This is a genomic window from Rhizobium leguminosarum bv. trifolii WSM2297, from assembly GCF_000271845.1.
In genome coordinates, this window is record NZ_JH719392.1 from 1 (window position 1) to 21,197 (window position 21,197).

Annotated in this window: 16 protein-coding genes; 2 read left to right on the forward strand and 14 right to left on the reverse strand. The window is 61.6% G+C overall.

Annotated features, from left to right (window positions below; all coding sequences use genetic code 11):
• A partial coding sequence (locus RLEG4DRAFT_RS39835) for a DUF4347 domain-containing protein (RefSeq protein ID WP_003574332.1) occupies nucleotides 1-2,994 on the reverse strand: 2,994 nt, incomplete at its 3' end.
• Between the two features lie 589 nt (nucleotides 2,995-3,583).
• On the opposite strand from RLEG4DRAFT_RS39835, the gene RLEG4DRAFT_RS00010 reads away from it, so the two are divergent.
• Together RLEG4DRAFT_RS00010 and RLEG4DRAFT_RS00015 are read left to right on the forward strand one after the other, a co-directional pair.
• Nucleotides 3,584-4,042 (forward strand): hypothetical protein, encoded by a 459-nt coding sequence (locus tag RLEG4DRAFT_RS00010; RefSeq protein WP_003574334.1) that lies wholly within the window; start codon nucleotides 3,584-3,586, stop codon nucleotides 4,040-4,042.
• Nucleotides 4,039-4,329, forward strand: a complete 291-nt coding sequence (locus RLEG4DRAFT_RS00015) for a type II toxin-antitoxin system RelE/ParE family toxin (RefSeq protein ID WP_003574335.1) — start codon at nucleotides 4,039-4,041, stop codon at nucleotides 4,327-4,329. The genes RLEG4DRAFT_RS00010 and RLEG4DRAFT_RS00015 overlap by 4 nt, the downstream gene beginning before the upstream one ends.
• A 4-nt stretch (nucleotides 4,330-4,333) precedes the next feature.
• On the opposite strand, the gene RLEG4DRAFT_RS00020 is transcribed toward RLEG4DRAFT_RS00015, so the two are convergent.
• From RLEG4DRAFT_RS00020 to RLEG4DRAFT_RS00080, 13 genes are all read right to left on the reverse strand, one after another.
• Nucleotides 4,334-4,801, reverse strand: coding sequence for a cyclic nucleotide-binding domain-containing protein (locus RLEG4DRAFT_RS00020; protein WP_003563501.1), 468 nt, complete (start codon nucleotides 4,799-4,801; stop codon nucleotides 4,334-4,336).
• 97 nt (nucleotides 4,802-4,898) lie between these two features.
• A complete protein-coding gene (locus tag RLEG4DRAFT_RS00025; protein ID WP_003574337.1) occupies nucleotides 4,899-7,613 on the reverse strand; it encodes an ABC transporter ATP-binding protein in 2,715 nt (904 codons plus the stop codon).
• Between the two features lie 373 nt (nucleotides 7,614-7,986).
• Nucleotides 7,987-8,439, reverse strand: a complete 453-nt coding sequence (locus RLEG4DRAFT_RS00030; RefSeq protein ID WP_003574339.1) for an EVE domain-containing protein — start codon at nucleotides 8,437-8,439, stop codon at nucleotides 7,987-7,989.
• 3 nt (nucleotides 8,440-8,442) lie between these two features.
• Nucleotides 8,443-8,817 (reverse strand): VOC family protein, encoded by a 375-nt coding sequence (locus tag RLEG4DRAFT_RS00035; protein ID WP_003574341.1) that lies wholly within the window; start codon nucleotides 8,815-8,817, stop codon nucleotides 8,443-8,445.
• A 66-nt stretch (nucleotides 8,818-8,883) separates the two neighbouring features.
• Nucleotides 8,884-9,579, reverse strand: coding sequence for a helix-turn-helix transcriptional regulator (locus RLEG4DRAFT_RS00040; RefSeq protein ID WP_003574343.1), 696 nt, complete (start codon nucleotides 9,577-9,579; stop codon nucleotides 8,884-8,886).
• Nucleotides 9,580-9,654: 75 nt separating this feature from the next.
• Nucleotides 9,655-10,803, reverse strand: coding sequence for a glycosyltransferase family protein (locus tag RLEG4DRAFT_RS00045; RefSeq protein ID WP_003574345.1), 1,149 nt, complete (start codon nucleotides 10,801-10,803; stop codon nucleotides 9,655-9,657).
• Entirely contained in the window at nucleotides 10,800-12,047 is a 1,248-nt protein-coding gene (locus RLEG4DRAFT_RS00050) for a glycosyltransferase (RefSeq protein WP_003574348.1), read from the reverse strand. The genes RLEG4DRAFT_RS00045 and RLEG4DRAFT_RS00050 overlap by 4 nt, the downstream gene beginning before the upstream one ends.
• A gap of 9 nt (nucleotides 12,048-12,056) precedes the next feature.
• Entirely contained in the window at nucleotides 12,057-13,265 is a 1,209-nt protein-coding gene (locus RLEG4DRAFT_RS00055) for a glycosyltransferase family protein (RefSeq protein WP_003574350.1), read from the reverse strand.
• Between the two features lie 97 nt (nucleotides 13,266-13,362).
• Entirely contained in the window at nucleotides 13,363-14,535 is a 1,173-nt protein-coding gene (locus tag RLEG4DRAFT_RS00060; RefSeq protein WP_003574352.1) for an ABC transporter permease, read from the reverse strand.
• Nucleotides 14,535-15,533, reverse strand: a complete 999-nt coding sequence (locus RLEG4DRAFT_RS00065; RefSeq protein ID WP_003574354.1) for an ABC transporter permease — start codon at nucleotides 15,531-15,533, stop codon at nucleotides 14,535-14,537. The genes RLEG4DRAFT_RS00060 and RLEG4DRAFT_RS00065 overlap by 1 nt, the downstream gene beginning before the upstream one ends.
• A 3-nt stretch (nucleotides 15,534-15,536) precedes the next feature.
• The gene (locus RLEG4DRAFT_RS00070) at nucleotides 15,537-17,444 is read right to left on the reverse strand and encodes an ABC transporter substrate-binding protein (RefSeq protein ID WP_003574355.1); all 1,908 of its coding nucleotides are present in this window, start codon (nucleotides 17,442-17,444) and stop codon (nucleotides 15,537-15,539) included.
• Nucleotides 17,444-19,333 (reverse strand): ABC transporter ATP-binding protein, encoded by a 1,890-nt coding sequence (locus tag RLEG4DRAFT_RS00075; RefSeq protein WP_003574358.1) that lies wholly within the window; start codon nucleotides 19,331-19,333, stop codon nucleotides 17,444-17,446. Before RLEG4DRAFT_RS00075 ends, RLEG4DRAFT_RS00070 begins: the two co-directional genes overlap by 1 nt.
• A gap of 153 nt (nucleotides 19,334-19,486) precedes the next feature.
• Nucleotides 19,487-20,830: an adenylate/guanylate cyclase domain-containing protein gene (locus RLEG4DRAFT_RS00080; protein ID WP_003574360.1), complete on the reverse strand. Its 1,344-nt coding sequence runs from the start codon at nucleotides 20,828-20,830 to the stop codon at nucleotides 19,487-19,489.
• Nucleotides 20,831-21,197 lie beyond the last annotated feature (367 nt).

Below are 21,197 nucleotides of genomic sequence, written 5' to 3' on the forward strand. Positions count from 1 at the left end.
GTCGCCGCCGCTGACCGAGATTGTGCCGCCTTCACCGATGAGCGCCCAGCTGCCGTCATTGCCAGCACCCAGGTCGATAACGTCGTTGCCGGGGCCGCCCCCTCCGAAGAAGGCGCCCGCCGCGCCGTCGATGAAGTCGTCGCCGTCGCCGCCCGACAGAACGTCGTTGCCGGCGCCGCCGGTGATGCCGTCATTGCCGGCGCCGCCGCTAATGGTATCGTTCCCCGACCCGCCGGTGATGCTGTCGTTGCCGGCGCCGCCAGTGATGGTGTCGTTGCCGTTGGAAGTGGTGATGGTGTCGTCGCCGCTGCTGCCGGTGAAGATCACGCTGCGGCCGAGAAGTTCGTCGGTCAGATCGACGCTTCCCGGTCCCGCCAGGGTCAGCGATACGGTGGCCGACTCCTGGCCCACATAGCTGACGATGGTGTCGAAGCTTTCGAACTGCGTCGCTGTCGCCTTGATGCTGGGATTGCCATAGGCGTTATAGGTCACCAGCCGTTCGACATTGGAGATCGAGAGCGTCGAGATGTCGCCCGACTGCTGCGCCTGCAGGGTATCCAGCCCGTCGCCGCCATCGATGACGCCGCTGGCGGCGGTGGCCCCGAACAGCGCCATGGAATCGTTGCCATCGCCGCCGCTCACCGAGATGGTTCCGCCAGACGCAATCAGAGCCCAGCTCGAATCGTCGCCTGCACCAAGATCGATGGTGTCGTTGCCGGGACCGCCGGCTCCAAAGAACGCACCCGCAGCGCCGTCGATGAAGTCGTTGCCGGCGCCGCCCGACAGAACGTCATTGCCGGCGCCACCGCTGATGCTGTCGTTGCCAGCGCCACCGGTGATGCTGTCCGCACCCGAGCTGCCGGTGATGGTGAAACCTTCGGCCTGACTTGACAGGTTGATAACAACGCCAGCCAACGCAGCGGCGGCGGAAATAGCCTCGACGCCAGAAAGCTGGCTGTCGTTGCGGCCGTTTAGACCGGTGGATGTCGAAGTGAGGTTCACCGTGTCGCTGCCACTGCCGAGGTTGACCGTCGTAAATCCGTTCATTTCGGCGCCTGTGAGCGTGACAGTGTCACTGCCCGAGGAACCGTTCAGAGTCTGAAGGTTGGTCAACGTGCCAGTGGTGAAGTTGTTGGTGCCCGCCACGAAAAGTATGTTGGCGCCAGCTCCGCCATTGATCGATTCCGCGCCTGTGAAGTCGCCGTTGTTGACGACAAATGTGTCGGCCCCGCCACCCCCCACCAGCGTATCCACCCCCGAGCCGCCGGTGATGATATCCGCACTCGAGCTGCCCGTGATGGTGTCCGCACTCGAGCTGCCGGTGACGGTGAAACCTTCGGCCTGACTTGACAGGTTAATAACAACGCCGGCCAACGCAGCGGCGGCGGAAATAGCCTCGACGCCAGAAAGCTGGCTGTCGTTGCGGCCATTCAGACCGGTGGATGTCGAAGTGAGATTCACCGTGTCGCTGCCACTGCCGAGGTTGACCGTCGTAAATCCGTTCATTTCGGTGCCTGTGAGCGTGACAGTGTCACTGCCCGAGGAACCATTCAGAGTCCGAAGGTTGCTCAACGTTCCGGTGGTGAAGTTGTTGGTACCTGCCACGAAAAGTATATTGGCGCCAGCTCCGCCATCGATCGATTCCGCGCCCGTGAAGTCGCCGTTGTTGACGACAAATACGTCGTCCCCGCCGCCGCCCACCAGCGTATCCACCCCCGAACCGCCGGTGATGGTGTCCGCGCTCGAGCTGCCAGTGATGGTGTCCGCGCCCGACGTACCATTTATTGCAATGATGTCGTTACCATTGTTGCCCCATGCCGAACTCCCATTGCCACCGAATGTCCAAGCCGCCGCACTGAAATTCGAAGCGTTTTGAACAGTGACCGTTTGATTTCCGGTCGAACCACGTAAATCGAGCGACAACGATAGACCTGTTGCACTAAATTGATTCGAATTGAAGGTAACAGCAGTTCCACTGCCCGAAATGGAAAGAATTTCCATAGACAGGAGCCTACTTGCCGGGAGGACGGAAAAATCAGCTGCTGCCGTAACATTCAAAGTGTCGATACCGCCGCGGCCATCGAAGATGTCACTCGCTTGCACCGTGCCGGCGCCTATTTTGAAGGTATCGGCCCCCGGACCTCCAACCTGATTATCCTGACCGGCGGTGGCGCTGAAATTCGCCAATACGCCTCGGTAGGTGGCTAAGCCAGAACGGGTAAGGGGTGGTCTAGGTGCCGCGTTCCCGAATTGCAGATCAAGACACCATGAGCCCCCGAGGGCTACCGCGCCAATGAAGCCAGATGCTGCAGCAACGGACCGGTTCAAGCAGCGGTGGAGGAATTCGGCGAAACTCTTACCGACTTCATTCTTGCCGGTGGCGCAGCACCATAGTTGCATGCTGCCATGTTTGCCCAGCGCCGCGCTAATTTTGGCGAATAATTCGGTTGAGCCGGCAAAATCCCGCTCTGAGAACGTCCCAGACGAGAACCTGATTTGACCCGGAGCGCCGTGCGCTACGACATGAACTCTGTCAAGGCGGCTGTAGGCAGACAGGTGACGTGCCATCTGGCGAATTGCAGGTTCGCGGTCGGATAAAACAACAGCCTCGACTTCTGGGCGCAGACCGCCAAGCAAGGTGTCCAGGTCGCTGATGCCTTGGTCAATGAAGACGATTTCCCGAGGCGCCTTACGCACTTGGTTCTTCGTCGCCGTGCCGGCAATTGCCGGCACGTCTGGCGCGTGATCGCCCGCGCTGAGCGACACAACACCACTGAAATTCGATGCAGGCAAGTAAGACTTAGCGCTCGCGCGAACCGTAGTGATGACTGCGCGCGCAGCGTAAAGGTAGGATGTGCCGTTCGCAGGCAATGGCGTCAGAACAGAACCTGAGACCGTTCCGTCTTGGTCCGTTCCGATCAACTTGATATTGGAAAGTTGATCCTTGAAACGAACTGAGGTGATCTTGTTGGTCTTTAACAATTTGGTCGGCATAGCATACCCCTGATGACAACAGGAAGACTTGCTCGACGCTGACAGCAGCTCGGAATTGCGGCGTGCTAATGTAACTCGTGCCCGCCAAGGCATACGTCCACACAGTTTGAGCGGCCTTAGCCACTCAAAACTCTCCTCTCCGAAGCTACCCGTGGAGTACGTCCCCCAGCTTATTTCTGGAATGTCAGAAATACATCAATCATCGCACTGAGTCTAATAACCAGTTCGGTAGTACATGCTGGCGGAAAGACAGAATACATAATCCGTTCCATGAAAGCTCTACGATTTCATCAAGCATCACATGGCGTTGCCCCGTCACTGGGTGAGATGGATAGCTGTTGCAAAGACACTCTGATCACCAAAACACAAGCACTATCGCGCTGCTCATTGAAAAGCGTGAGGTGGTGGGGCTCACCCAGACGGAACTCGCTGCCATGCTCGGCAAATACCAGTCGTTCGTCGCACAAACGAACAGTCGTGCCTTTGCCTGACATCCGCCGTACCGACCATTGGTGCAAGTCTAATTATTGAATGCATTGCAATCTATAATTAAATGCATATTCTTGTTGGTGATCAGCGAGGATATGCCATGACCGCAGAAACCATCGATCATTCGACCCTGTCCCGTCTTGTTGAAGCCGGCGCGGTCGATGCCGCTCATGTCGTCGGCAAGACCGGCGGCTGGTCCGTGGTCATCCGCTATGGCAAGGCCGAGCGTCCGCTCGCCGCCCAGCGCAGCCGGCAGGTGCGGGTGTTCAAGCGCATAGACACTTTGGTTTCCTATCTCAAGGATGTCGGCATCTCGCAGTTCGATGTCGATGCGGCCGACTACGTTTCCGCGACGACCTCGCGGCCGGATCGGGCCGAAGCTCTGCGTCGGACCCATGAGGCGGCGGAATACGACAAGTGGTTCCGCGAACAGGTCGAGGAAGCGATCCGGGAAGCCGACGATCCCAACACGGTCTGGATCCCGCATGAAGTCGTCAAGGAAGAGATGGCGCGCGAACGGGCGGAGCTGGTGGCGCGGCTGAAGGGCAAGGCCGAGTGAAGCTCGTCTGGCGTGCGAGAGCTGCATCAAATCGCAAGAAAGCAATTCAGTTTTTCGCCGAGCAGAATGTCGGCGCCGCGATAAGCCAACTTGATGAGATCGAGCGTCAGACCGATTTGCTCATCGATCAGCCGGAGATCGGCAGGCCCGGTCGAATTGGAGGAACGCGCGAACTGGTGATTTCACGCACATCTTTTATCGTGATCTATCGTGTTCGCCAGGAAATCGAACAAGTGGAAATTTTGCGCCTCGTCCACGGCGCGCAGAAATGGCCGCCAAAGTCCTGAAGCCTTACTGCGCCATCTGCGGCTGCTTTGCCGCCCGGGCCGCGGTCAGCTCTGCCGTGGTGTGATTCAGGCGGTCGGCGAGCACCCGCATGATTTCCACCGCCATCTCCGGAAAGTCGCTGAGCAGCTTCAGGAAGTGTTCCTTGCTGATGCGCAGCACCTCGAGCGGTGAGGTGGCGCGCACCGTTGCCGTGCGCGAGACGTCGCAGAGGATGGCGATTTCGCCGACGATGGAATTGAGCTCGACATCGGCGACCTTGATCTCACCGGCCGGCGAGGAGACGATGATATCGGCGGTGCCGGAGAGGATGACATAGGCGGCGTCGCCGACATCGCCCTGGTGGAAGAGGTTTTGCCCGGCCTTGTAGGTCATACGGTCGGAAGTGAAGGCCAAGAGCTTGAGCTTGGCTGGTGCGATCCTCGAAAAGATCGGCACCCGTCGCAGCATTTCGACTTCGTCTCTCAACAGCACGTTTCAACCCCCTGACGCAGGGTCCGCGGGACCGGGCGTCTTCATAACTCCGAGGCGTCCCGTCGGGACCGCCTACCATCGCCGCCCCGATAGAATATTACGATAACAGTTCCTTGAACATCCCGTTTTTCTCGGAAAGTTCCGGATAGTTTCCGGCCTCCGCCAACCCGCCGCGGTCAAAGAGCAGGATCCGGTCGAACATCTCGGCGAGCCGCGCATTGGAGAGCACCCAGATGATCGCCGGGCGCTGACCTTCCTCATGAAGGCCTTCGACGATGTTGCGGGTGATCTGGTCCTGGACGCGCTGGTCGAGTGCCGACAGCGGCCGGTTGAAGATGAAGTAGTCCGAGCGTTTCAGGAGCGCGCGCGCAAGGTTGAGCTTCTGCCGCTGCACCATGGTCAGCCGCTTGCCGCCGGAGCCGACGTCGAATTCCAGCCCGATCGACAGCACATCGTCATAAAGGTCGAGCGCGTCGAAAAGTTCGCCCATGATGCCACGGATGCGGTCGGAGGCGTCGGCCTGCTGATAGGCGATGCGGCCGAAGAGCACATTGTCCATCAGGCTTGCCGACGGGGTGAAACGCTCGGCGTCATAGCGCTCGATCAGCTCGGCGAGATCGGCGGGAATATGCTCGTGGAACTGCTTGCGGGCGCTGACGATCTTGGCCATCAGCTCGTCGGTCAGCAGGCCGAAGCGGTGGCGCGGCTCGATATAGGCAAAACTCAGCCGGATGATGGCCGAACGTTCCTCGGGCGTGGCGTCTTCGAAGCGGCGGCTTTGCAGCTTCTGCAGCAGCGCCTGGTAGGTCGGGATGTCGTCGGCCGTCATGAAGGTCAGCTGCTGGAAGAACGGATGGTCCGGCGGCAGATCGTGGAAGAGTTCGACGGCGTTCTCGGCGATCTCAAGGCCCATGGCGTAGAGATCGGTGCTCAAGCCCGTCTCACGGAACAGCTGCTGGAAATAGGGATGCGCGGCCAGCCGGCGATTGGTCATCAGCGGCCGCTTCATCGTGCCGAAAAGCAGGTTTTCGCCGACCGTCGCCTGGGCGTTATAGGCGTCGAAATCGAAAGGCACGACGATCGTGTCGAGCCCTTCTTCGCGCAGCCGGTCGCGCAACGAGGCGCGCAACGCGACGACGTGGTCGCTGACGGCTACATGCACGTCGGTGTTGACAGTCGAGCGCAGCGCCAGATCGAGGATGTCCTGCGAGATCAGAACGGCGTCGAGCACCGGGCGGATCGCTTTCAGCAGGTCTTCCGGCCCATTGGCGCCGGCGGCCTTGTAATCCACCCAGTCGCTGTTGAGGTCGAGCGTCGGATTGCCGGCTTTCACCGCCTCGATGGAATGCCATTTATACTCCAGCGCTTCCTTCTCGTCGTAAACGGGATCCGTCATCGGCGCGTGCTTGAGGCCGTAGAGCAGATTGCTGGCGAGCGAGCCATGAAAGAAGAAGGTGTCGGCCGAGGCATAGGAGATGCGCCGACCGGTGATCGATTCCGGCAAGTCCAGGAGATCACGGCCGTCAATAGTGATGCGGCCGGAATCCGGCCAGACCATACGGCCGAGCGCTTCGGCGAAGGCTTCCGCGCCGCTGCCGTTCGGGCCGACGATCGCCACCGTCTCGTTCGGCTTGATTTCGACGGAGACGTGGTCGACGAGGCGGGCGCCGCTGTCGTCGGAGAGTGACAGATTGGTGACCACGAGTGCGCTGGTCAGTGCGCCGACGGGGGTCGTTGCGAGTTCCTGGATCCGGCTGTCGATCAGCGGCTCGACATTGAACTGTTCGTAGACCTGCTGGTATTTTACCTGCACGTCCTGGCGCATCTGATCCCAGTCGATCAATTCCTTCAGCGGCCCGGGCAGGTCCTTATAGGCTGATATGACGGCGACGAGCTGGCCGATGTCGAGCCTGCCCTGCAGGGCCAAGTAGCCGCCGATGGCGTAGAACAGGAAGGGCGTCACCTGAGCGAGGAAGTTGTTGATGAACTTCACCAGGAACTTCCACTGGTAAAGGTCGTAGCGGATCGAAAAGATCCGGCCGAGCCGCGAGGCGATGTCGGCGCGTTCGAGATTGGAGGTGTCGTTGCCGTGGATCGTGCCGATGCCGTCGACGATTTCGCCGACGCGGCCGGAAAGTTCGCGTGCCGTCAGCTGCCGCTGGCGGCCAAGCTCCAACAGCCGCTTGCGCATGCGGGGGATGACGATGGCCTGGACGCCAACGATGCCGGCGGCAATCATGCCGAGCCAGAAATTCTGGACGATGATGAAGGCGAGCGCGGTGATCGCCTGGCCGCCGAGAAGCGCAGGGGAGACGAAGGCATCGCCGGTGAAGCCGCCCATCGGCTCCACCTCGTCCTTGATCATTGTGGCGATCTCGGCCGATTTCACCCGCTTGAAGTGGATCGGCGGAAAACGCAGCACCCGGTCGATCAATTCGAAGCGGATGCGGCGCAGCATACGCTCGCCGAGCCGGCCCTTGTAGGTGTTGATATAGAACTTGAAGAGACCGTTCAGCACCACCAGCGCCAGAAACACCAGGCTGAGGGCCATCAGCATCTGAAAGCGGTTGAGCTGCAAACCTTGAAAGAATTCGACATGGCCGATCAGCGGAATGTCGTAGGCAATGTGCATGAAGGTCTGCCTGGCACCCGGACCTTCGAAACCGTCGCCCTGGATCGGTCCGTTGACGATCTGCTTCGGCAGGTCGAAGGACAGGAAATAGGGCACCATCGAGGCGGCGACGACAGCCAGAATCCACAGCTGCTGCAGCCGCGTGTTCTTCCAGATGTAGCGGGCGAGGCTTTTTTCCATGGCTAACCGTCAGCGTGCTGGGAAATTCCGGCGGCCGGGATGGGGAGCAATTCTGAGAACAGGACCATGCCTTCGGACCGCCGATATCGCAATGAAAACAAGGCGAAGGGACCGGCTGCAGATGTGCCGATTCTCGCCGGAATATTGCTTATATCACAGGAATTTTGGATTACAGCGCCGTGCGTCTTAAAAGACGCCCAAAGGGCAGCGTAACACTTGGAATTGCTGCATAATTTTATGCGTAAATCGATTTCGATTACGGAATTTTGCGGCAGCAGACGGCTCGGCAATCATGTAGAGATCGGTGCCGCGAGCAAAAGATACCCCCGGAAAAATCCGGGGGCTCGTCGTGGAAGATCTGAAGAGATCGTACTCAAGCGGCGACCTTTCGCAGCATGGTGTTCGCAGACGAGTGGCTCATCGCTTCCGCGATCATATCGGCATCTTCATTGCTGATCCCGAACAGGCCGAAGCGAAGCTGGTAGCCCCAATTGGGGCCGACCCGTGTGAAGGCCAGCCGGTCAAGCAGAGGCCGGATCGGCGTTTCCTCTGCAGGCCGCCATTCGACATCCCGCCGCCAGGGCCTGAAACCGCTTTCCATCTCCACCTGGTAAGGCGCGCAGTCGCGTGCCGCGCCGATCGCGGTGAAAGCCTGCAGGCGGTCCTTGCCGCCATAGACGACGGTGGGCGAGTAGTAGATCACGCGGTCCCCGGCCGTGATTTGCCTGAGGGGTGATGCCTTGCCGTGACAGACCTGCATGAAGCCGGCTTGACGGCCGATGCGGACATGCGCTGCGCAAGCGACGGCGATCCAGGCTTTGGCCATCGCTCAAACCTCCTCGGCCAGGGTGTAGACGCGCAGTCGATGCCCGTCGGGATCGGCGGCAACGAAGCTTCGGCCGAAATCGAGGTCGGTCGGCGCCATGACGATGTTCGCCCCCTTGGCCTGCCAATCGGCGTAGGTCGAGTTGACCATACCGCTCGTGGCCACCTTAAAGCCTATCTCGCAGCCGCCGCCGGCTGCTCCCGGCGCGGGCTCGACGCCCGCTCTGCCCCAGAGACCGAGCCCCAGGCCGGATGGCAAGATGAACATGGCGAAGGTCTGGCTCGCCTCCACGGGCTCCTTCCCGAGCAGGTTGGTGTAGAAGCGGGCGCTCGTCGGGGCGTCGGTCACGTAGAGAAGAATGCTGTTGCTGGCGGTCATAAGGATCTCCTGTTGTTCGTTGGACAGCAGAAGCTTATGACCCGATACTGCCAAATTCTGGCAGTATCACACGTCCCGATGCGATATTCCCTGAATCTCCCGCCATTGTTTCAGCAGCGCCTGCCTGCGCTTGGGATAACGTGCGTCGAGCGCTTGCGCATGAACAATTCGATCCGTGCGAAACGAGCGGAAATCCTGGCGGAGTTCACACCAGCCGAGGAGAAGGCGCACCTGGTCGAAAAAGGCCAGAGCGAACGGCCACACCACACGCTCCGACGCCACGCCGGCTCCGTCGCTATATGACAGCGAAAGCTTGCGTTCGGTGCGGATCGCCTTGCGCAGAAGGGCCGGATCGACCGCGTCGACAGGGATCTTAACGCCCGGCCCCACAAGAAGGGCGGATGAATCCAGTGCATCGCGCAATTCCGGCGGCAGCACGGCAACGATGCGCGCCAACGCATTTCGCGCAGCATGCCGTAAGTGATCGTCCCCTCTATCCGCAACCCAGCGGGAGCCGAGGACGAGCGCTTCTATCTCCTCCGGGGGAAACATCAGCGGCGGCAGGAGAAATCCCGGTTTCAAGATATAACCGACACCCGGTTCGCCCTCGATAGCCGCCCCCTGGGCCTGAAGGCTGGCGATATCCCGATAGAGGGTGCGAATGCTGACGCCGATCTCCTCGGCCAGCACCCCGCCACTCACCGGCCGACGGTGGCGGCGCAATACCTGAAGAAGATCGAGGAGGCGTTCGGAGCGGGACATGCGGCAAGCTTATACAGGCTTGCTGCTGCCAGATAGTGGCAGGATGCTATTCGGACGACTTGCGGAAGCCGTGCCTCAAAACCTCGATTTGCCGGCAATCAGGGAGCGAATGATGCCGGCGGTCTTCTCAGCCCCATCGAGATCGAGCGGGACCGGCCCGCGGCGCGGCGCGGCGAGCGCCTTTTCGACCGCCTCTTTCACATGCCCCGGCGTCAGTCCCGTTTCCGGCAGGATGTCGGCGAGATCGAGTGCCTGCAACCGTTCTGCGCGCACCGTCTGTTCGGTCTCGCCGCCGGCGACGAAGGGGATCAGGATCGCCCGGCATTCGGTGCGCAGGAGATCGCCGACCGTATTATAGCCCGCCTGCGAGATCGAGACCCTGGCACGGCGCAGCAGCGAGGGAAAATCCTTGCGGAAGCGCACCAGCGTAACATTGGCAGGCGTATTCTGAGACAGCGCGGCGAAATCGGCCTCCGGCAGGTTCGGGCCGGATATCAGCAGCCAGCGGAGATCGGTGGGCAGCATCGCTGCCGCCTCTTTTGCCGCGCCGATCAGCGCGGCGCCGACCGCGCCGCCGCCTGCCGATGCGATAATATCGAAGGTTTCGGTCGGTTCCGGCGCGGGCGGCGCTGCCACGAGGCCGGTATAACGCAGCTTGTCGGCGATCTCCGCTGTCAGCGGGAACGTGTCCTCGAGCCTGATAAAATCGGGGTCGCCATGGACGAGCACCGCATCGAAATGGTCCCTGACCGTTGCTGCAGTCTCCGCGTCGCGGCCGGCCTTGCGGTTTTCCTGCAGGATGTCACGCACCGAGCTCAAAAGCTTCGGCCGCGGTTCGGCCTTGTCGATCGCCTGTAGCAGGGGCAGCAGCTCGAAGCGCATCTGCCGCCGGCCGAAGGGGAAGGCTTCGATGATGACGACATCCGGTCTTGCGACATGGAAGGCGTCGAGCAGCAGATCGCGGCGGGCATTGAGGAAATCCTCGCCGGCGGGGCGGCCATCGGCATCGGCAAGACCGGAGAAACCGGCATTGCTGGCGACGACCGGCGGCAGGGCCAAGGTCTTGACGCCTTCGCCGGGAAAGCCCGGCACCGGCAGGCCGCCGGTGACGACCGTGACGTCGAAACCGTCCTTGACCAAAGCATTGGCGATGCGGCTGGCACGGGCGATATGGCCGATGCCGAGCAGATGCTGGACGTAGAAGAAGATGCGCGGTGCCGTCATGACGCCTTCTGCCATTCGGCCTCGAACAGGCCGGTGAGCTGCCGGATGCTGGAGTGATAGTCGAAATCGGCGCGCACCCGCTTTTCTGCGGCATCGCCAAGGCGCTTGCGGAGCGCCGGGTCGCGGATCGCCGTCTCCAGCGCTTTGGCAAGCAGCTCCGGATCCTCCGGCGGCACGACCAAGCCGTTTTCGCCGTCCTCCAAAAGCTCCGGCACGCCGGATACCGCAGTCGACAGGCAGACGAGCCGCTGGCTCGAAGCCTCCACAAGCACGTTCGGCAGGCCGTCGCGGTCGCCGTTGGCGGCGATCCGGCAGGCCAGCGCGAAGAGGTCGGCGCGGCGGTAGTGATCGAGCACGTCTTCCTGCGCCATGGCGCCCTTCCAGGCGATGCGGTTGGAGAGGCCGAGCTCGCTGGCGAGCACCTTCAATTTGGCCAGCGCCTCGCCGCCGCCGATGTGGTCCATGCGCCAGTGGAGGTCTGTGGGCAGCAGCGCCAGCGCCCGCAACAGCACGTCGTATCCCTTCTTCTCGACGGCCCGGCCGACGCTGAGGATGACGGCAGGGTCGTCGGGGTCGCTGCCGGTGCGGTCCGAACACTCGCCGGCAAAATGGCCGAAACGGGCGAGATCGAGACCGTGGTAACTCAGGTGCACGGCATCCTTGCGGGATGTCAGCATCCGCATGTGTTCATAGCCCGTCCGGGTGCAGGTGACGGCCCAGCGGGCGCTGCCGAGTTTTTCCTGCAATTCCCAGTCGGGCGATGTCCAGATATCCTTGGCATGGGCCGAACAGGTCCAGGGTGTACCGGTGAGGATGCTCGCATATTCCGTCACCGAGGCCGGCGTATGAATGAAATGCGCATGCAGCCATTGCCCGCCGTCCGGCCATTCGCGTCCCAGCACCAGCGCCTGGCCGAGGCGGCGGAAGCGGTTGCGCGAGATGTCGCGCTTGAGGTCGGCGAGGAAGCGTTTGATCAGCGCCTTGAAGCCGGGTTTGGAAAATCCGGCGATCAGGCCTTTCAGCACACGGATCGGCTCCTCATGCAGATACTCCGGCAGATAGACGACGCGGGCTCTGATCTCATCATGCACGGGATGGCGCTTCTTGTCGGTCGGACGGCGCATCGAAATCAACGTCAGGTCGAAGCCGGCCTTTTCCAGACCAAGCAGCTCCTGGGCGATGAAGGTTTCCGAAAGGCGGGGATAGCCTTTCAGCACGACGAGAATCTTGCGGCGTGGCGGCAATTCTGTGCCCTATTCCGCGCCGACGAGGGAAAGATGGCTGGCGCGGCCGTCGATCCACCGGCCGACGGTCTGCGAGATGTGGTCCAGCCCTTCGAGATGCATATTGCTGCCGCTCTTCGATGGCGGCAGGCGGGAGGGCAGGCGCTTCAGAGCCTCGGCCATGATGGTGGGATCGACCGATTGTTCCGGCAGCAGCATATCGACGAGGCCGAGCTCACTTGCCCGCTTGGCGCGCAGCAGCTGTTCCTCGCGCGGCTTGACGCGCGGCACAATGAGCGCCGGTTTGTCGAAGGAGATGATCTCGCAATAGGTGTTGTAGCCGCCCATGGCGACGACGCCGGCGGCGCCGTCGATCAGCTCTTCCATGTGGTTGTCGAACTCGATCACCTCGATATAGGGAATGGCGTCCCCCTTCTGCACCAGCTTGGCGCGCTCGGCCGCCGGCATATAGGGCCCGAGCACGACGAGCGCCTTCTGCGTCAGGGTCGGATCGGCCTCGTAGGCGTTCATCACGTCGTGGACGAGATCGGAGCCGTCGCCGCCGCCGCCTGTGGTGACCAATAGGTAATTATCCTTGCGGGCGTTGATCGAGGTCTTGCCCTTGGAGACGCTGCGCTGCAGGAAGCCGACGAAATCCATCTTCCGGCGCAGGCTGGCCGGCACATCGAGACCGATCAGGGGATCGTAGAAGTCAGGCGGACCATAGACCCAGACGCTGTCGTAATATTGGTCGATCTTCTGCATGATGCCGTTCCTCTTCCACTCGGCGTCGAGCAGATGCGGCGCGTCCATGATCTCGCGCAGGCCGAGCACCAGGACGGTGCCGCGGGCCTTGAGATAGGCCAGTGTATCCTCGACCTCGCCCTTCAGTCCCATCGGCTCCTTGTCGACGATGAAAATATCAGGCTGGAACGTCTCGGCCGTGTGGCGGATGCTCGACTCGCGCATCTTCAGCGTCTCGTGCAGGTCGATGTGGCTGGCAAGCGACGTGTATTCGCCGTTGCGCAGCTTGATGACGCTCGGGATCTTCACGAAGTCGACGCGAGCGCGGTAGTCGAAGGCGCCGGCGATCGTCGCGCCCGAAATAATCAGGATGTTGAGGCCGCGATAATCCTCGACCAGCGCATGGGCGATGGCGCGACAGCGCCTGAGATGGCCGAGACCGAAGGTGTCATGACTGTACATGAGGATGCGTGCATCTTCGAGACGTCTCACCATGGGTGTTCCCTCCGGGGTGAACAACATGCGTTAGTACCCCCACCGTCCGGAGGCCACGTGGCGTGGGCGGTGCCATAAGGCGCCGCCGGGTTTTCTGCTATTTGTAGGGATCTGCCGCATCACGCAAGCCGTCTCCCAGAAAGTTGAACGCCAAAATGACAAGAACAACAGGAATGATCGGATAGAGCAGCCAAGGATAGAAGGCGATGACGCTGACGCTTTTTGCCTCGGTGAGCAGAATGCCCCAGCTGGTGATCGGCGGGCGAAGACCGAGGCCGAGGAAGGAGAGCGCGGTCTCGCCGAGGATCATGCCGGGGATCGAAATCGTTGCCGAGGCAATCAGATGCGACATGAAGCCCGGCACCAGATGCCGGCCGATGATGCGGGGCGTGCTGGCGCCCATCAGTTGCGCGGCCTGGACGTAATCCTCTTCGCGCAACGCCAGAAGCTTGGAGCGCACGGCGCGTGCAAGCCCCGTCCAGTCGATGATGCCGAGAATGACGGTAATGCCGAAATAGATGACGATCGGACTCCAGGTCACTGGCATGATGGCGGCCAGCGCCATCCATAGCGGCAGGCTCGGCAGCGATTGCAGCACTTCGATCAGGCGCTGGACGATGAGATCGAAAATGCCACCCCGATAACCGGCAAGGCCGCCGATGACGATGCCGAGCACGAAGCTGATCGAAATGCCGATCAGACCGATCGTCAGCGATATCCGCGCGCCGTAAAGAATGCGCGACAGCACGTCACGGCCGAGCCGGTCGGTGCCGAGCAGGAACATCTGGCCGCCGATTGCCGGGCAGACCAGATGATAGTTCGAGGCGGCAAAGCCCCAGAATTTGTAGGCATCGCCGCGGCAGAAGAAGCGGATCGGCTGCACGTCGTTCGGCCGGTCGGTATAGACGCGGTGCAGCGTGTCGAGATCGAGCGTCATGCTGCGGCCATAGACGAAGGGGCCGACGAAATTGCCCTTGTCGAAGAAGTGGATGCTCTGCGGTGGCGCATGGATGAAATCCACATTGCGCGTATGCAGGCCGTAGGGCGCCAGGAACTCGACGATCAGGATCATCAGGTAGACAGCAGCAAGAAAGATGCCGGAGATCAAGGCCAGCTTGTGCTGCTTGAACTTCCACCACATCAGCTGCTTCTGCGAGGCGAGATGGATGCGCGATTGCGCCGCCGTCATGGTCTCGGTCGCCAGCGGATCGAAAGGTGCGGTCGAGACGTAATGCGGCAGCGGGGCGCCGGGTGCGGGAAGGGGCGACATTATTTGGTGCTCCTGCCTTGCAGACGGATGCGGGGATCGAGGAAGCCGAGCGCGATGTCGGAGATCAACACGCCGATGACGTTGAGGAAGGCCAAGAACATCAGGAAGGAGCCGGCCAGATACATGTCCTGGCTCTGAAGCGCCTTGATGAGCATCGGCCCCGTCGTCTCGAGCGACAGCACGATCGCGACGATCTCGGCGCCCGAGATGATCGATGGCAGGATCGAGCCGATATCGGCGACGAAGAAGTTGAGCGCCATGCGCAGCGGATATTTGAGCAGCGCCCGAATCGGATGCAGGCCCTTGGCCCGCGCCGTCGTCACATATTGCTTCTGCATCTCGTCGAGCAGGTTGGCGCGCAGCCGCCGGATCATCCCTGCAGTCCCCGCCGTGCCGACGATGATCACCGGGATCCACAGGTGAGAGAGGATCGAGCGCGCCTTCTCCCAGCTCATCGGCGCCGAGATATATTGCTGGTCCATCAGATGGCCGATCGAGATGCCGAACCAGATATTGGCGAAATACATCAGGATCAGCGCCAGCATGAAATTCGGAATGGCGATGCCGAGCAGGCCGAGGAAGGTCAGACCGTAATCGCTCCAGCTATACTGATGCGTGGCCGAATAGATGCCGATCGGAAAGGCGATCAGCCAGGTGAGCAGGATGGTCGTGAAGGAGACGAGGATCGTCAGCCACAGGCGCTCGCCGACCACGTCCGACACCGGCAGCTGGTATTCGAAGGAATAGCCGAAATCGCCATGCAGCATCCCGCCGACCCAGTAGAAATAGCGCACGATCTCCGGCTTGTCGAAGCCGTATTGCTGGCGCATCTCCTCGATTTCCTGGAGATTGGCGGTTTCGCCCGAGGCGCGCAGTTCGGCGATCTGGCTCTCGAAGAAGTCGCCCGGCGGCAGCTCGATGATGGTGAAAACCAGCGCCGAAATGACGAAGAGCGTCGGCACCATGGCGGCGATGCGCCAGAGAATGTATCTGAGCACGCCTCAGGCCTCCTTGTACCAGAATGCATCCGGCATGTAGATGCCGAGATAGGAGGTGGGATCGAAGCCGTAGAGGGCTTTTTCCGGCAGGTTCTGCAGCTTGGCGGCGCGAAGGATCGGCTGCAGCGTGCTGTTGATCAGACCGATCGAGAACACCTGCTGCGTATAGAGCGACAGCATCTTGTGCCAGATCACCTGACGCTCCTCGAATTTCGCCGTCGAACCCCATTGGCCTAGCAGGTCGACCAGTTCGGCGGCTTCCGGCAGGTCCGGGGCCGTGCCCTCCTGGCCGGCCGAGAGGTAGTGCATCCCCCAGAGCGGCCATTGCAGCTGATCGTCGAGCGTCGGCGCCAGTCCTGCGGGCGACATGTCGGCCGTCGGCACGCCATTGTCGAGGCCGTACCAGATCGACATCATGATCGAACCGCTCATGGCGCGGTTACGGAAGACGTCGCGCTGCGAGGTGCGGGTATAGAGCGCAAGGCCGATATTGGCCCAGTGATCGTGCACCAGCTCCAATACGTCGGTATCGAGATTGCTCTCGCCGGCGGTTTCGACAGTGATCTCGGCGCGCCGCCCGTCCGGCAGCAGGCGGATGCCGTCGCTGCCGCGCTTGGTCAGGCCGAGTTCGTCGAGCAAACGGTTAGCCTCGTCGGCATCGAACTTGACGAAAGCATCGGCATATTCCTGCTTGAACAGCGGGCTGTCGGGCAGGACGGTATCGGCGCTCGGCGTGCCCAGGCCGTAGAAGGCGACCATGTTGATCTCGTGCCGGTCGATTGCCAGCGACAAGGCCCGGCGCAGGCGCACGTCGCGGAAAAGGCCGCGCCACACCTCGTCTGCGCAGTTGAGGTTCGGCAGCAGTGTAATGCGCGAGCCGCGCGCCACCTTCCAGAGATTGACCTTCACTGGGAAGCGTTTCTCGGCCTCCTTCAGGAAGGTGTAGTCGTTGAAGTCGATGCCGGTCGCCTGCAGGTCGGCCTCGCCGGCACCCGCCTTGGCGGCAATGATCGACGAGGAGGAGACGTTGAGGATGAACCGGTCAAGATAGGGAAGCTGCCTGCCGGTCTCGTCGACGCGGTGGAAGAACGGGTTACGCTCGAAGACGAACTGCTCGGCCGGCAGCGGCGTCGTATTGCGCCAGGGATCGAGCGTCGGCAGGTTGGGATTCTCAGGCCGGTAGGAGCGGGCCATCTTGATGTGCAGGTCCTGCCATTTCTTGACGCGGTTGGCCTGCATCATCTGTTCCATCTTCGCCTGGTCGGGCTGGAACTTCTTATGGAACTGCTTGAGATAATGCGCCGGCCCGACGATGACGAGCGGGATGGGGCCGGCCAGCGTCGGCAGGAACATCGGGTTGGGTTTGTCCCAGGTGTAGCGCACCGTCAGCGGATCGAGCATCTCGAAACGCGGCAGGCTGCCGTGCGGGCGAAGCTCCAGCGCACCGCCGCCCGGCGTCAGCTTGTCGTTCAAGATGACGTCTTCCCACCAGTAGCGGAAATCGTCGGCCGTGAACGGCTGTCCGTCGGACCATTTATGGCCCTCGCGCAGCGTGAAGGTGAAGACCGTGTCGTCTTCCGAGTGGAAATCGGCGAGAATGTCAGGCTGGAACTGCAGGTGCTTGTTGTAGCCGACCATGCGGGCATAGCCGTAGATCGTCATGAAGCGGATGTCGCGCTGGCTGCCGATGATGGTGCGCACCGTGCCGCCGTAGCTGCCCGGTTCGAGCCCCATTTCCTTGAGGTTGACGATGCGCGGGCGGGCGGGAAGGCGCGCGGCCATCGGCGGCAGGCTGCCTGATGTCAACTGCTCCTTCAGGAATTCCGGCTCGCCGGCCTGTTCGGCCCGAAGCACCGTGGGCGCGATCGCCGCGCCGACAAGGCCGCCCAGAAAAATGCGACGCGTCACCATCAGCGCAACTCCCTGGCATCGGCGCCTTTGCGGGCGCGCACCAGATGGCCGTCGCCGAGATCGGCATAGGCAAGCTCGGAAGCGTCGTCATGCTCGGCGGTGAAGGTCGCGCCCCAGTTCTGCTTGTCGGCGGCGCCGTTTTCCCGGAGCGCCTTGAAATCGAGCGGCCGGTCGAGATCGGGGAAGGGGACGGCGGCGAGCAGAGATTTCGTATAGGGGTGGACCGGGTCGCGCAGGATGATCTCGCGTGGCGCGATCTCGACGATGCGGCCCTTGCACATCACCGCAATGCGGTCGGCCATATAGTCGACGACGGCGAGATTGTGGGAGATGAACAGATAGGTCAGCCCCAGCTCCTTCTGCAGGTCCTTCAACAGGTTGAGGATCTGTGCCTGGACGGAGACGTCGAGCGCCGAGACCGGCTCGTCGAGGATGACGAGCTTCGGGCCGAGTGCAAGCGCGCGGGCGATACCGATGCGCTGGCGCTGGCCGCCGGAAAAACTGTGCGGGTAGCGGCTGAGGTAACGCTTGTCGAGGCCGATCGCCGCCATCAGCCCTTCGACCTTGCGCTTGTGCTCGTCACTGTCGCCGCGGTCGTGGATCTCCAGAGGTTCGCTCAAAATATTGCGCACCGTCATGCGCGGTGAGAGCGAGGAGACCGGATCCTGGAACACCATCTGGATCTTAGTGCGCATATCCTGCAGGGCCTCGCCGCGCACCGAAAGTACGTCGATCACGTCCTTGCCGTCGTTGAACACCACCGCGCCGCTATCGGGTGTGACGGCGCGCATCAGGATCTTGCTGAGCGTCGTCTTGCCGCAGCCGGATTCGCCGACGAGGCCGAGACATTCGCCGCGGCGGATGTCGAAGCTGACATCGTCGACGGCGTGCACGACCGCGGCTTCATGCTTGCCGAGGAAACTGCGCTTGCGCGTCTTGTAGGTCTTCGAGAGATTGGCAACCGAAAGCAGTGTGCCCGGCGCCTCCGCCTGCAGCGGCTTCTTCTTGCCGACAAGGGTTTCGAGATTGACCGGCACGTCGCGCAGCGCCTTCAGCCGCTCGCCGGGTTTCATGTCAAAATGCGGAACGGCGGCCATCAGTGCCTTGAGATAGGGGTGCTGCGGATTGCGGAAGATCGCCTCGACCGGTCCGGCTTCCATGATCTCGCCGTGATAGATGACGACCACTTCGTCGGCCATGTTGGCGACGATGCCGAGATCGTGGGTGATGAGAAGCATCGCCATGCCGAGCTTGGCCTGCAGGTCGCGCAGCAACTCGAGGATCTGCGCCTGGATCGTCACGTCGAGTGCTGTCGTCGGCTCGTCGGCGATCAACAGCGCCGGCTTGCAGATCAGCGCCATGGCGATCATGGCGCGCTGGCGCATGCCGCCGGACAGTTCGAAGGGGTACATGTCGTAGGTGCGGTGCGGATTGGAAAAGCCGACGAGACCGAGCATTTCCTCGGTCTTTTCCCGTGCTTCCTGCTTGTCGGCTTCGGTATGGATCAAAAGCGCTTCGCTGATCTGGTTGCCGACCGTGTGCAGCGGCGAAAGCGAGGTCATCGGCTCCTGGAAAATCGTCGCCATGCGCCGGCCGCGCAGGTCGCGCATTTCCTCGCTGTCGCGCGAAAGCGACAGGATATCCGTCGTGCTGCCATCGAGCGGATCGGTAAAGAGGATGCTGCCGGAGGCCTTGGCCGGGTTGGGCAGGATGCCCATGATCGACTGGCTGATCACCGATTTGCCGGAACCGGACTCGCCGACGAGCGCGGTGACCTTGCCCGGAAGGATACGAAGATTGGCTTCCTTTACGACGCGCAGCCGGTCGCCGAAAACCGAGAAGGAAACGTCGAGATTTTCAATACGCAACAAATCGGCTGCAGACGCCATACCAATGAAATTCCCCAGTCTTCTGTGTTCCCGTTAAGGCACACTATCGTACCGCAAACGGGGTGTCTAGCAGATGACAATCACAGGAAAACTGCCACATCTCGCCGAAGTTCCCCAGACGAGTCGCGCAGATTCAGAGCAGGCGTTCGAGGTTTACTGGATGAACTTCTCCGTGGTTGTGCGCTCGACGTGTTTCTTCGCGTCCCGGTGCAGGAGAATGACTTGCTCGGCTTCAGAAAGCCCGTTCTGAACCGCCTCGCGGAAGCCCTCGTCGACGTTGATCTCGGGAGCCGGCGCCCGCGGCTGCAGCACCGTCACCTTCTGGCGGATGCCGCGCAGCTTCTCTTCGCCGAGCGTCGTCCATTCGCCGCCGCAATAACCGGCGAAAGCCTGGCTGGCGACGACCTCCCGGCCGTATTTCTTGGTCAGGATCTGCAGCCGCTGCACCTCGTTGACCGCTGAGCCGAAGGCGGAGAAGGTCAGCCGGTCTTTCAGGCCGACATTACCGAACATGACGTTGCCGACATGCAGGCCGATGCCGTAGCCGACCTTGCTGAGGCCTTTCGCCTCGCGGTCCCTATTGAGCTCGGCCACCCGCGCCTGCGCCTGATGGACGGCGGAAAGGGCTGCCTCGCAGGCGATTTTCGACGGGTCCTTGTGGCGCCCGCAGGGATAGACGGCAAGGAAGCCGTCGCCGAGGAAGCTCAGGATCTCGCCGCCATTCCGGTTGAAGGGGGCGGCGATCGCGTCGAAGAACTGGTTCAGCGTGTCGATATAGGCCTGACGGCCTTCCTTTTCGGCATACATGGTGGATTCGCGCATATCGCCCATGACAAGCGCGGCACGGATGGTTTCGCCATCGCCGCGGCGGATCTGGCCGTTCAGCACCCGCTTGCCGGCATCGCCGCCGAGATAGGTGGTCAGCATGTTGTTGGCGAGCTTGCCGAGCACCGCCATCTTGGCGGCGACCGCCAGATGGTTTTGCATCCTGAGCAGCGCGTCGATCATATCGTCGGAAAAGCCGGTGTGATGGTCGGTCGACCAGGAGCCCATCATGCCCTGCACCGAGCCGTCGCCGAAGGGCTGCACGAAGGCGAGGTAATCGGTGATGGCGTCCTTGCGCAGATCCTCGAAGATCGGAAATTCCGCCGGCCCTTCCTGCATCAGCCGGCGGCGGATGTGCTGCAGGTTGTTGTCGAGCAGGTAATAATAGGGGCTCTGCAGGAAGCGGTCCGGCTTCTGCCCGGCCGGCATGCGGAAGCCCTCGATGGTAACGCCGCTCGCGCGCCGCCAGGTAAAACTCAGCGCGTCATAAAGCGGATGCAGCATCGAAAAGGTCAGATGCACGCGCGCAATCGGCAGGCCGGCGGCGGCAAGCCTTTCGCAGAAGCCGCGCACGATGTTTTCAAGCTCGTCTCCGGCCAGCGAAGAGTTCGTCAGCCATTCAGCGACCCGATCCAACAGGATGGAGGACACGCTGGTTTCGATCGTGCTCATTCTCGGTATGATCCTCATAAGGCACGCCATCCCCAAGAGCCAAAAATTCCCCGGCCGGCACATCTTCATGCGCAGGTCAAAAGGAAATCAGGATGTACGAGCGGTATTATTTGTCAACGATGTGCCGAGAGCCCGGCAAGGGCACCCCTCTGTTCCCCATGTCGGAGGACCGGACGGGCAGTCCTTTCACTGTGGTTCATTATCAAGAATCAAAATAGGGATGCTGCAGATGCGAAACAATGGGATGGGAATTTTTTTGTGCGCTGAAGTTGCAGCAAAGGTCATCGCCGGGGCTTTTCGGCCACACCCGGCTAAGGGTTCATCCCCTCGTACGCCTGCCGGCGCCTTCTCCGGTTAGACAGGCGAG